Raw genomic sequence first — 11,935 nt, 5'->3', positions numbered from 1 at the left:
ATATAAATTGATGATTTTTATGCAGAAACACTTGACTTATCTGCATAAAAATGTATAATTTTTATGCAGAAAGGCGGCTTATGAGAAAATTCGATTATTCTTTTTTAAAAAATGCTTTGCTTCCGGCTGGGCTTTTGAATATTTCTTCAGGAATTGCAGAGCTTAAAAATGAGGCAAAACACAGAAAACAAGATTATGTAAAAGTTTTTACGGAACTTGAAGCAGTTGCAAGAATTCAATCTATCAAAAGCTCAAATGCAATCGAAGGTATTGTTACAAGCGATGAAAGAATAAATGCTATTGTAAATCAAAACAGTGCTCCTCTTAATCATGATGAGGCTGAAATTGCAGGTTATCGAGATTCTCTTGCCGCTATTCATTCAGCCTATGAAAATATTGATTTTACGGTTAAAGATATTTTGGATATTCATAAAATTTTAATGTCTTCGGCAGGATATGAATACGGCTGCCGGTTTAAAACTTCTAATAATTCTATAATTGAAGTAGATGCAGAGGGCAATAGGAAAATCAGATTTCAGCCTATATCTGCTGAAGAAACACCTATGGCAATGGAACAATTGGAGCTTGCTTATCTTTCTGCACGGGATGACAGCGGTATTAATCAGTTATTATTGATACCATGTGTCATTCTTGATTTTTTATGCATTCACCCTTTTAAGGATGGAAACGGAAGAATGTCAAGGCTATTATCCTTACTTTTGTTATATAAAAACGGATATGATACAGGTAAATATGTTTCTTTTGAGGAGCAGATAAATAATTATAAATCCTACTATTATGATTCTCTAAAAAAATCTTCATATTATTGGCATGAAAATAAAAATGACTATATCCCCTTTATCGAAAACTTTTTGTCCACCCTTTACCGATGTTATAAAGAACTTGATAAGAGGTTTGCCGTTCTTCACGGAAAAAAAATTACAAAAACGGCCAGAGTTGAAGCCTGTGTTCTAAATAGTCTTACCCCAATTTCAAAATCGGAAATATGCAAAATTCATCCCGATATTAGCCCTACAACTGTTGAGGCAGCCTTAGGCACTATGTTACGGGAAGGATTAATCAAAATTATCGGCAGCGGCCGATTTTCAAAATATATAAGAAATAAACCTATCCTATAATTTCGATTATAGTCGAAATTATAATAAAAATATCTTATTTTATCGATTATAATCGAGATGGTCTGCGGGTTGATTTGGACTGTGATATTTATCTGACAGGTTCAAATTCAGGTGCCCCGCTACGATACTGCGGGAAAAAAGGTGCTTAAAATCGACAAAAAATTCCACAGATTTTAGTCAAGATGGAATTATCCACAAAAACATAATAGATTTTTTACTTGAATACGGAGCCTAGCTTCTAGCCCATGTAGAGTACCTCATCGGCAAGGGCTGCAGCCTCGTCTTTGTCGTGGGTAACGTAAACGGCTGTGTAGCCCAAGCTCTCCTGCTTGACTCTTAATTCTTTGCGCAAGTGCAGGCGTAGGTCTGCATCCAGGGCCGAGAGAGGTTCATCAAAGAGGATGAGAGATGGCTTTACTGCAAGGCTCCGTGCAAGAGAAACCCTTTGTTTTTCTCCGCCCGAAAGAAGGTCGGTTTTGCGTTTTTGTAAGGCCTCCAAATGAAAGAGCTCGACGAGGGGGGCAATGGCCTTTCGGGCTTCCTTTTTAGACATGCCTTGGGAGACCAAGCCGTAGAAAATATTTTCTTCAACATTGAGATGAGGGAAAAGGGCATAATCCTGAAAGACCATTCCGATTCCGCGTTTGCCTGGAGGAGTGTGATTGATATTTTTTCCGTCCAAGATAAGTTCTCCCGAATCGGGGGAAATGAGTCCTGCGATTATTTTTAAAACCGTTGTTTTGCCGCAGCCTGAGGGGCCGAGAAGAGCCAAGGCTTTTCCCTTTTTTAATTCAAAAGAAATGGAAATGTCTTTTTCTGTAAAATGTTTTTTTATGTTTTTAAGCTGTAAAAACGGTTTTTCTTTTTCCATGAGGTTCTCCAAATTTATTTTTCCTGTAAAAAGAAAACAAAGCCGGTTATAAGGCTTAAGACGACTGCAACTGCAGAAGATTCTACAAAGCGGTATGAAGAAGCATAATCGAAGATCAGCAGGGCAAGGTTATTAAAACGCGGTATGTTTAAAACTATTGGTAAGGAAGCATCTCCCGCACTTATGGCAAAGACAAAGGCCAAGGCGGAAAAGATGCCCTTCTTGCATAGAGGTACTATCACCTTAAAAAAGGCCGTTTTTTTATCCGGTGAAAGCAAGACTGCCGCATTGATAATATTTTGAGGAATGCGTAAAAGCGAGGTCTGTATTTGAGTCCACGCAAAGGGCCATGCAAGGGAGCTTTGTGCAAAGATTAAAATGAGTTCCGTTCCGTTAGGCCTTAATAATAGCCAGCCGAAGCCCAGCATTACAGAGGAAACTGCCAAGGGCAGATAGGGAACCGCATATATTTTTCTCCGGTTATAAAAGACGGTAATGTATGCAAAGAACAAAGAAGCTATGAGGCTTACAAGGGCTGTAAGAATGCCGATTTTAATGCTTGTCCAAAGAGCCGTCCAAAAAGTTCGGGATAAAAAATATTTTTCCATGCCTTAAAATAAAAGAATTTGTTAAAGATAGAAGTATAATTTACATTATATGTAGAATGTAAAAAGATAGAAAATAAGGGCGCTATTAAAAAAAGAATAATTATAAAAATCGTAAAGCTAAAAAAAGTTTTTTGTCCAAAGCCTTTTATTGAGGTGCGCTCCCTTATTCCCTTTAGGTTTTCGTTTTGTACTCTCATCTTTTTTTGCAGGTTAGAATAGATGAGGATTAAAATTAAGGCCGCAGATATTTCGGTGAGGGCTATCTTTGCGGCAAGGTTCATATCCAATTTTGTGCGGGCTGCCTTGTAAAGTTCTACCTCTAAGGTGGTAAGGGCAAGGCCTCCAAAAAGCAGGATTATTATAAAACTAAAAAAGCAAAAAAGGAAAATCAACAAAAAGGAAACGGCTATCGAATTTAAAAGAGCCGGAAAGGTTATGGTTTTAAAGATTCTAAATTTACTTGCCCCTAAAAGGATAGCTGCATTAGGTTCATCTTCGCTTAAGCGTTCCCAAACTTGAGAAATTGTTTTCATCGCAAGGGGAAAGTTATAAAAGCCGTGGATTATAATTACTCCCGCCATCGAAAAAATAAAATTGATAGGCGGTTCTTCTTGGTTTAATAAGCTCTTAAAAAAAGAATTGAGGATTCCGTTATTCCCGAAAAATATTATAAAGGAAAGGGCAACAATTATTGCAGGTACACAGAGGGGGACACTCGACAGAGCCATTAAAAATTTTCTACCCCGAAAGTTTTTTCTTGCACAAAAATAAGCGGCAGCAAAGCCTACCGCACAGGCAAGAGCTGCGGAAAAAAAGGCCTGAGAAACCGTAAAGGCTGCAATCCTAAAAACTTGCGAAAAAGCAAAAGAGCTTTTTACTCCCGTAATATGCGAAAAGTCAAAGCGTGAAGAAAATAAGGGAACAAAGCTTAAAATCAGCGGAAGAAAAAAAGAAAGCAGAACAAGAAAAAAGATAAGGCCGCCGAGCGGTAAAACAAGGCAGCCTACCTTTGATAGGCTGCTCGGCCGAGAAAGTCGGTCATGTCGAGTTTCTCGGCCTTGCCGTTTATTTTTGTAAAACATTGATTACGGCATTTACCGATTCGGTTTGATCTTCTGAAGGAATACGCAAAACTTTTGCAGGTTTGGGAACATCCTTATAAGAAGCAGGAAGGGCAAGCCCCTTGATAACTGGATACATAAACTGAGTTTCGGGAAGAAGGCTTTGAGCTTCTTCTGTCAGCATAAAATCTATAAATTCCTTTGCGCCTTTAGTATGAGCTGCATTGGCGGCAATACCCATACCTTCAATTTGAATAATATGTCCTTCTTCAAAAATCAGTGGTTGAAATCGGTTTGTTTTGGCATATAGAACATGGGATGCTAGGCTGCTTGTGTAAGAGATGGCTATGGGAGCTTCTCCGGCTGTAAAATATCCGTAGCCCGTACTCCACTTGGGAGCCATGGCAAAGACATTCGGCTTGAGGGCTTTCCAAAAGTCAAGATACTTATCGCCAAAAACGGCCTTTGTCCACGAGACTAAACCCAGTCCTGTTGTACTGGAACTCGGATCCAAAATAACAATCTTTTTTGCATAAACCGAATCGGTTAGTTCCTTTAAAGATGAGGGCTTTTTGATTTTGGCCTTTGTATCGAACATAAAGGCAAAATAACCGTAGTCAAATGGAGTCAAAAGCCAGTCATCGGCAATAAGAACACCTGAATCTATCTTGTCCGCGGCCGTAGGTTTGTAGGCTTTTAAAACTTTTGCCTTGCGTGCCTTTTCGATAAGGTGGTTATCTATACCTATGAGGACATCCGCTGTAGAAGCCTTGCCTTCAAGTATGGCCCTGTTTAAAACGCCTTCTTTGCAGATAACGTATTCAACTTCCTTGCCCGTTTTTGCCTTAAAGAGCTCGGCAATTTTCGGACCCGGCCCGTAGTCGGCAGCGAAGGATTTTGTTGTGTAAACTACGACCTTTGTTCCGTCAGATTCTTTTGCACCGCCTGCAAAAAGAGCGGCACAACCGATAATTAAAAAAGAGAAAATTAAAATAGAGCGTAAATGATTTTTCATAAGCTCCCTCCGCCGGTATTATCCGGATCAGGTAATAGGGCATCCGTGCGGACAGCCCTTTGCGGGTATGTTCTCAGCTTGTAAAAGCACCCCGGCAGAAGTGAGTTTAACATAAGGAAAAAAAGAATTCAATAGCATGTAAACAAATATATCAAAAAATAAAAAATGCACGTAGAAATAAATAAGGCAACAAAGTTAAAAAACAAATTATCGGTTTTATCCGATAATTTGTTTTTAAGTCATTATATCAAACCTATTCTAATAATCTTGCCTCAATGATTTGACTGAATTCGAAGTTTTCGATTTGGAGATAATAAGAAGCAACATCCATTAAGGCGGCCATCGGGGTAAGGCCGACAATTTCGGTGCCTACGACATTTACGCCATAGCGTTTTGCTTCCATCTTTACCATTTCATAGGATTGGTAAAGAGACGTTTTTGTGTAGTCGGTCATGTTCATTGAAACTTGAACGATCCCTCGCTCTGTAAGATCTACGCCCATTGCTTTTACAAAGCGTAAGCCTCCGCCTATGTACCTAACTTTTTTAGCAATTTTGTCCGCAATCGAAAGATCGCTTGTAGCCAAGTTTACGTTAAAAGCAACAAGGGGCATTCGGCAGCCGACTGCTGTAACACCTGCAGAAGGATGAATCTCGGTTCCGCCGAAGTCGGGCTTCCATTCAGGCTGCTTTACCTTTTCGGACATTCCTTCAAACTGGCCTTTTCTGATATTGGAAAGGTTTTCACGTGCAGGAGCAGATGCCGATTTTTCGTATAAGAATACGGGAATCTTGTGCTTCTCCCAGATGAGCCTTCCTACCTCCTTAGATAATTCGATACATTCTTCCATTGTGGAATTTTTAATCGGAATAAATGGGACAACATCGGTCGCACCCATTCTGGGGTGAGCCCCTTCGTGTTTGCGTAGGTCGATAAGACTTGCGGCTATTCCGATAGCTTCCACTACGGTTTTTTTAAGCTCTTCGGGTTCACCTATTACGGTTACAACGGAACGGTTATGATCCTTGTCTGATTCATAATCAAGCAGTTTTACATTTTTTTTTCCGCGAAAAGGGGCTATAATCTTTTCCAAAACTTCAGGATCGCGGCCGTTACTAAAGTTAGGAACACATTCAATTATTTTGTTCATCATAACAAACTCCTAAGACATTGAACTCTTCGTGCAAGTGTAACATAAAAAAAAATCTTAGGCAAGATAAAAATGATTTATTAATGGTTTATAATACAAAAATTAAGCACTGATTGACTTATTCAAAGTTTACGTAAATCAATCAGTGCCTCTTTGTTTTTATTTAAGGATACCTTAAATATGACATTTACATTTTCGGCCTTAATGAAGCAAATTTATCTAAGATTCTTTGCCTGTCTTTTCCGAAGCTGCTTAAATCTTCCTTTATAAGCTTATCTTTCGGCAAGCCTAATGAAAGTCCCTTAACACCCGGTTTTACAAGTTGGGCGGCATCTTTTCCGTCATGTCTTGCAATAATTTCTTGACCCTCTTTTGTAAGCATAAAATCGATAAAAGCCTTTGCCGCATCAAGATTCGGACATGATTTAAAGATTGCAGTTCCTTCCGGTACCCATGGGATTCCGTCTTCGGGATATACTACAATTAGGTTTTTATCGTCTGCAAGTTTAAAAGCTTTTTCATCTGCAGGAATAATGCCAACTGCAAATTCACCCTGAGCTGTTTTTTCTTGCGGATCCTTTCCTCTCTTTCCCAAAAAAGGAATATTTGCGTTTATTTTTTCCCAATAAGCCCAGCCTTTTTCTTCGCCGAAAAGATCGAGTAAGCCTTTTACCGCTCCGTAGTTTGTACCCGAAATTGCAGGGTCGCTCATAATAACTTCTCCCTTGTATTTAGGGTCGGCCAGCTCTGCCCATGTTTTTGGCATGGGAAGTTTTTTCTCGGCCAAGACATCCTTGTTTCCGATAAAACCGACAACGGTAATTCCTTTTGCAATCCAAGCTCCGTCAGAGTCCTTATATTGGACAGGAATATCCTTTGAGTTGGGAGAAACATAGTTTTCTAAAAAGCCCTCTTCCTTTGCTGACATAAAGGCATCAATTCCGCCTCCGAACCAGACATCGTAAATAGGTTTGCCCTCGGCTCTTGTTCTTGCCAAAACTTCTCCGCTCGACATCGAAAGAAATTCAACTTTTACATTTGTCTTTGCCGTAAATGCGTCAAAGAGCTCTTTATAAGCGCTTGTTGCAACCACATTTAATGTTTTTCCTGAAAGATCCTTTGATTCTTTTTCGGAAGAACCGGCTGCAAATACAAAGGTACTTGCAATCAATAAAAATAATGCAGAAAAAATAATCTTTTTCATTTTGTCCTCCATAAAAATACTTACAGCCAAGATACACTGAAAGGACAAAAGAGTCAATATAATTTTTAATAAATTTATAAAATTCATAATATATCTATTGACTTTTTATTCTTTATGAAACATTATAGGCAATACACGGAGAGGAGTATGCACTACATAGGAATAGATATCGGTTCAACGGCAACCAAAACCGTTATAATGGATGAAAATAAAAAAACATTCTTTATAAAAATCGTATACCCAGCGGATGGAACAGCAAGGAAACGGGAGAAGCTGTCTTAGACTGGATAAAAGAGACCTTGCAAAATAAGGACTTTAAAATAACCGCCACAGGTTATGGAAGAGTGAGCGTTCCCTTTGCCGACAAAACCTTAACCGAAATTTCCTGTCATGGAAAGGGTGCTCACTTTTTGGCAAAAAAAGATGTAACCGTAATCGATATCGGAGGACAGGATACAAAAGTCATTGTTGTAAAGGACGGACTTGTAATTGACTTTATCATGAACGATAAGTGTTCGGCAGGTACGGGTAAATTTTTGGAATTAATGGCAAACAGGCTGGGCTTGAGCTTACAGGAAATAAGCGAGTACGCAGTGAGAGGAAAGGACTTAAACCTTTCTTCCGTCTGTACCGTCTTTGCCGAATCTGAAGTAACCTCCCTCATGGGAAAGGGAACTCCCCGCGAAGATATTGCAAGGGGAGTTATCAACCAAATAGTTTCAAAAGTAGTTTCATTAGCAAACAGAAAGCCTCGCTCCGATCTATATTTTTTAACAGGCGGCTTTAGTGCAAATACTTATATAATAGAAGAAATCGCAAAAAAACTTGAAGCTCCCGTTTTATCCGATGACTTGGGGGCTTTTGCCGGAGCAATAGGAGCCTGTATATTATCATGATAGATATTTCGTTTTTGGAGAATCTTAGACGTGAGGCATACGTCGAAGCTGCCGAAAATTATTTATCCTCAGCAAATGTTATAGGAATCTTCGGAGAGGATTTACCTCTCGATATCCTCTATGCTTATGGCCTATTGCCCGTACCTTGCGAAGGAACCGATTCTGCAATTTTTAAATTCGGTGATATGGAAAATATATGCGATGTTATAAGAAGTTCCGTAATTTACTTAAAAACAGATAAGTGTCCCATTCTTTTTTCGTGCAGCATGTATTTAATAGAAAATACCTGTACCCATTTTTTTAATAAGCTAAAAGAAAACACCGATAAAAAGGTTATTTTATATAAAGGCAAATCCGAATTGGAAAAAAACATACAGGAAGTTTACGGAAAAAAATTTAATGATTTAAAATACCGAAAAGCAAAAGAAATTTTAAATTACATTGAAACTGTTTTAAAAAAAATAGATGAGTATTCGGACCTCAGTGCTGAAGAAGCTTTTTTACTGCGTTATTATACGCCTTATATTTTAGACCTTGAAAGAAGAAAAAAATATTTTGATGATATTTGCAAAACAATAAAATTTAAATCGAAAAAAAATACGGTTAAAAAAATTTTTGCCCTCTGTCCGAGGGGTTCATATAAAACAATTTTAAAGGAGGTAAAAAAAGAAGCTTATATTAATCCGAAAAAAAATAGAGTTATACGCCTTTGCCGAGGCTGGAATAATGCGGATTACGGATATAAATATTGTCCGTATAAATATAATATGAACGTAATGTACCAGGAGGATTAAAATGGCAGATTACAGAAAAATGTGGGAAGATCTGGGTATGGATGTTAAAACCCACGACTTGTTATGCGAGGCTTTGCCCGGCGCATTTGGAGATGTCTACTTGGCTCAAGAAAACAGACCTGAGGGAATGGATTTTTTCAACATGGTTGTAGCAGACATTCACGGTATTCGTCCGCAAGAACTTGTGGATTTTCAAAAGGAAGGAGGAAAGGTTGTAGGTTCCTTTTGTATTCATGTTCCTGATGAGGTAGTAATTGCGGCAGGAGCCATTGCAACGGGCCTTTGCAGCGGTTCACAATTTTGGGTTCCTGATGGTGAAAAATTTTTACCTACGGCAACTTGTCCCCTAATTAAAGCTTCGCTTGGAGCCCGCTTTGGAAAGACCTGTCCTTTCTTTAGAATATGCGATCTCTTTGTCGGTGAAACAACCTGTGACGGAAAAAAGAAAGCTTGGGAAATCTTAGCGGAAGATGCTCCTATGCACATCATGGATATTCCTCAGATGAAAAGGCCTCAGGATTTTGAAAAATGGGCTTGCGAAATTAAGGGCTACATCAAAAAACTTGAGGAACTTACAGGAAACACCGTTACACCCGAATCTTTAAAAAAGGCAATCGAAATTGTAAACAACAAAAGAAAGGCCTTGCAAAGATTGAATAATTTTAGAAAGCTGGAAAACATTCCTATTTCCGGTAAAGATGTTTTATTGATTCATCAGATTGCCTTTTACGATGACCCTACCCGTTTTGTAACAATGGTAAACAAGCTTTGTGATGAACTTGACAATCGAAAAAAAGAAAATGTTTCTGTCTTTAAAAAAGGAACAAAGAGAATTCTTTTGACGGGAACTCCGCTTTCAATTCCAAACTGGAAAATTCATCACATAATCGAAACTACGGGAGGAGCTGTTGTTTGTGAAGAGATGTGTACCGGAATAAGATACTGTGAGGCTTTGGTTGATGAAACGGGAACAACAATTGATGAAATGGTTAATAACTTAACAAAAAGGTATTTGGGACATATAAACTGTGCTTGTTTTACCCCAAATAAAGAAAGAATCGATGATATTATCCGGCTTGCAAAAGAATATAAGGCAGACGGCGTTATCGATTTAAATCTAAAATTCTGTAATATCTATGATACGGAAGGATATTTTGTCGAAAAGGTTTTACGCGAACATAATATTCCCTGCTTAGGCATTGAAACGGATTATACCGATGAAGATGCAGAGCAGCTAAAAACCCGTATCGGTGCTTTTATAGAAATGTTAAGATGATGAAAAATTATTATGTTTTTTTGCCCGATTCAAAAACAGCTCTTAAGCTTTACGGTCTTATAAAACAAGAAGGAGTAAAGTGTACAATGGCACCTACTCCCAGAGAAGCCGATGCTTGCTGCGGAGTAAGTATTCTCTATTATGATTTTTCCGATACGGATAAAATTAAGGAGATAATTGAAGAAGAAGGCATTAAAATAAGTAAATTTTGGGAAAGTGAAAAAAGTTTTAATCCCGAAAGAAATAAATTTTGCTGATTCTTTAGAAAACGCCATAAAAGATAAGGGTATCTTGTAAAAAATTTTGTTGGATTTTACAAGATGCCCGGCTCTTTCTTTTTTATGAGATGGTACTTATAAGTCCATTTTCGTATCTCACTTCAAGCAGTTCCTCATAGCTGATATTATTTTTGCCTATCCAGCTTTCAACTTTTTCTTTTTGTACATTTTGAAAAAGACATGCAAAACCGCAGCCGGCTTTTAAAAACCCCGGTATGGGAATAAGCCTTGCATTTATAGGGTTTGTCTTTATAATTGAGTCGCATTGAATAGCAGCTGTTGTAGTTGCAAAGGTAATTATATAATTCATTTTAATTTTTTCCTTTCTGAAACAACTTCCAAAAAGGCTTCAAGCCTTGTTGCAAATTGTCCTGCATCTTCTTGGGAATAATCCGACTCTATGTGAATATAGGGAAGGCCCTTTTGCATAATGTGTTTTCCGATTGTATGAGCTTCAAGGTTGAAGGTGTGGCAGGCAACCAAGGTGCATTCGATTACCGCATCGGCCTTATAGTGATCTATAAGATAGTCCAAATCTTTAAGTCTTCCGGGGTTAGGGCTCATAACGGAGCAGTTTGTTTTAAGATATTTTTCGGCAATAGCTTCAATTGGGTCTCTTGCAGGATCTTCATCTACAAATTCCATGTGAGTGCGCAGACCTGAGCAGCTGTCATAGCCTACTATAACAGCCCCGAGTTCTTCAATCTTTGCTAATATTTTCTCTTTTACCCCGCCTAGGGGACAGCCTGTCACTAAGATTCGCGGACGCTCATCCCTTGTACCTTTTAAATTCTTCTCCCAATACTCTTTTAATTCTTTTGTACGTTTAACTATTTCTTCATTTTTTTTCTGTATATCGTATTGAAAACCGAAGGCTTCTTTTACATTAAACTGTTCTAAGCCTGATACCGGAGAAGGGTCTAGGGCTGAAAGTTCAAAGAAATTTACAAGATTTCTTCTTTCCTGATTGCAGTCCTTTATAGCCTGCCTTAAATCGTCTTCGGTTATTGTTATGTTATAAAATTCTTCGATTCTTTCCTTTAGCTTTTTTACCTCATCGGCCCAAAAAGGATAAGCCTTGGGATCAAGGTTATTTTGAGGCAGATGCATTACATGGGTGGGCTTTATATCGTTTAAAAGTTCGAACATCTTTTTTTTGCCGTCACAGGTGGTTTCTCCCACAATAAAGTCCGAAAAATAAAAAAACGGACAAGTGTCGGTTATGGCATGTCCGTAAGAAGCCTTTATAAGAGGACAGAGGTTTTTAGGTAAATCTCTCTCGGCTGCACTTATGGGTTTTTCACTTGTTGCACATAAAGAAACGGGAACGGCTCCTGCTGCATATACAAGTTCGGTAGGCACATAAGAGCAGTAAAGACCGATAACCTTGCCGCCTGCATCTTTTAAATTTTTTAAAGCTAAAAATTTTTTCTGTTGAGCTTCAGCCAAGCTGTCAAATCCTTTAGGCAGATTGTTCATAATCATTCTCCAAAAATAGTTTAGATTTAATTACTCTATATTTATTATAATATGTTAGTATTTATTAAAAAAATTACAAGTAGGTGAGAAAATATGTAGTTGGGAAAAATAGCAGAACACCTCTAAAAAACTTCATTTTTTAGAGGCTGCATTTAACATTTTTT

General features: G+C 38.2%; 12 protein-coding genes and 1 pseudogene. 6 read left to right on the top strand and 7 right to left on the bottom strand.

The features are described 5' to 3' along the window. Positions 1 to 80 precede the first annotated feature (80 nt). Positions 81 to 1,139, top strand: a complete 1,059-nt coding sequence (locus tag JO40_RS03795) for a Fic family protein (RefSeq protein WP_044979688.1) — start codon at positions 81 to 83, stop codon at positions 1,137 to 1,139. 238 nt (positions 1,140 to 1,377) lie between these two features. Here JO40_RS03795 and JO40_RS03790 read toward each other — a convergent pair whose 3' ends face one another. From JO40_RS03790 to JO40_RS03770, 5 genes and pseudogenes are all read right to left on the bottom strand, one after another. Then, a complete protein-coding gene (locus JO40_RS03790; RefSeq protein WP_044978101.1) occupies positions 1,378 to 2,010 on the bottom strand; it encodes an ABC transporter ATP-binding protein in 633 nt (210 codons plus the stop codon). 14 nt (positions 2,011 to 2,024) lie between these two features. Continuing rightward, positions 2,025 to 3,700: pseudogene (locus JO40_RS03785) on the bottom strand (ABC transporter permease). Continuing rightward, the gene (locus JO40_RS03780) at positions 3,684 to 4,694 is read right to left on the bottom strand and encodes a thiamine ABC transporter substrate-binding protein (RefSeq protein WP_044978099.1); all 1,011 of its coding nucleotides are present in this window, start codon (positions 4,692 to 4,694) and stop codon (positions 3,684 to 3,686) included. Before JO40_RS03780 ends, JO40_RS03785 begins: the two are co-directional and overlap by 17 nt. A 253-nt stretch (positions 4,695 to 4,947) precedes the next feature. After that, complete coding sequence (ftcD, locus tag JO40_RS03775; RefSeq protein ID WP_044978098.1) at positions 4,948 to 5,847, bottom strand: glutamate formimidoyltransferase; 900 nt, start codon at positions 5,845 to 5,847, stop codon at positions 4,948 to 4,950. A 184-nt stretch (positions 5,848 to 6,031) separates the two neighbouring features. Then, complete coding sequence (locus tag JO40_RS03770) at positions 6,032 to 7,048, bottom strand: ABC transporter substrate-binding protein (RefSeq protein WP_044978096.1); 1,017 nt, start codon at positions 7,046 to 7,048, stop codon at positions 6,032 to 6,034. A gap of 147 nt (positions 7,049 to 7,195) precedes the next feature. Between JO40_RS03770 and JO40_RS15020 the strand changes: the two genes are divergently transcribed. The 5 genes from JO40_RS15020 to JO40_RS03750 are packed head-to-tail and all read left to right on the top strand — an operon-like array spanning position 7,196 to position 10,271. Beyond that, on the top strand, positions 7,196 to 7,330 hold the full coding sequence (locus tag JO40_RS15020) for a hypothetical protein (RefSeq protein ID WP_276324849.1): 135 nt from the start codon (positions 7,196 to 7,198) through the stop codon (positions 7,328 to 7,330). Positions 7,331 to 7,347: 17 nt separating this feature from the next. Then, on the top strand, positions 7,348 to 7,944 hold the full coding sequence (locus JO40_RS03765; RefSeq protein WP_245608989.1) for an acyl-CoA dehydratase activase: 597 nt from the start codon (positions 7,348 to 7,350) through the stop codon (positions 7,942 to 7,944). Further along, on the top strand, positions 7,941 to 8,738 hold the full coding sequence (locus JO40_RS03760) for a hypothetical protein (protein ID WP_044978095.1): 798 nt from the start codon (positions 7,941 to 7,943) through the stop codon (positions 8,736 to 8,738). Before JO40_RS03765 ends, JO40_RS03760 begins: the two co-directional genes overlap by 4 nt. Position 8,739: 1 nt before the next feature. After that, a complete protein-coding gene (locus JO40_RS03755; protein WP_002666126.1) occupies positions 8,740 to 10,014 on the top strand; it encodes a double-cubane-cluster-containing anaerobic reductase in 1,275 nt (424 codons plus the stop codon). Continuing rightward, positions 10,011 to 10,271: a putative Se/S carrier protein gene (locus tag JO40_RS03750; protein ID WP_044978093.1), complete on the top strand. Its 261-nt coding sequence runs from the start codon at positions 10,011 to 10,013 to the stop codon at positions 10,269 to 10,271. Before JO40_RS03755 ends, JO40_RS03750 begins: the two co-directional genes overlap by 4 nt. Before the next feature lie 82 nt (positions 10,272 to 10,353). On the opposite strand, the gene JO40_RS03745 is transcribed toward JO40_RS03750, so the two are convergent. Together JO40_RS03745 and JO40_RS03740 are read right to left on the bottom strand one after the other, a co-directional pair. After that, positions 10,354 to 10,602, bottom strand: a complete 249-nt coding sequence (locus tag JO40_RS03745; protein WP_044978091.1) for a putative Se/S carrier protein — start codon at positions 10,600 to 10,602, stop codon at positions 10,354 to 10,356. Beyond that, positions 10,599 to 11,771, bottom strand: coding sequence for a double-cubane-cluster-containing anaerobic reductase (locus JO40_RS03740; RefSeq protein WP_044978090.1), 1,173 nt, complete (start codon positions 11,769 to 11,771; stop codon positions 10,599 to 10,601). The genes JO40_RS03745 and JO40_RS03740 overlap by 4 nt, the downstream gene beginning before the upstream one ends. Between the last annotated feature and the right edge of the window lie 164 nt (positions 11,772 to 11,935).

It is taken from the genome of Treponema putidum (assembly GCF_000755145.1).
Lineage (GTDB): Bacteria > Spirochaetota > Spirochaetia > Treponematales > Treponemataceae > Treponema_B > Treponema_B putidum.
Note: the sequence above shows the minus strand (reverse complement) of the source record. Positions and strands in the feature narration are given on the sequence as shown.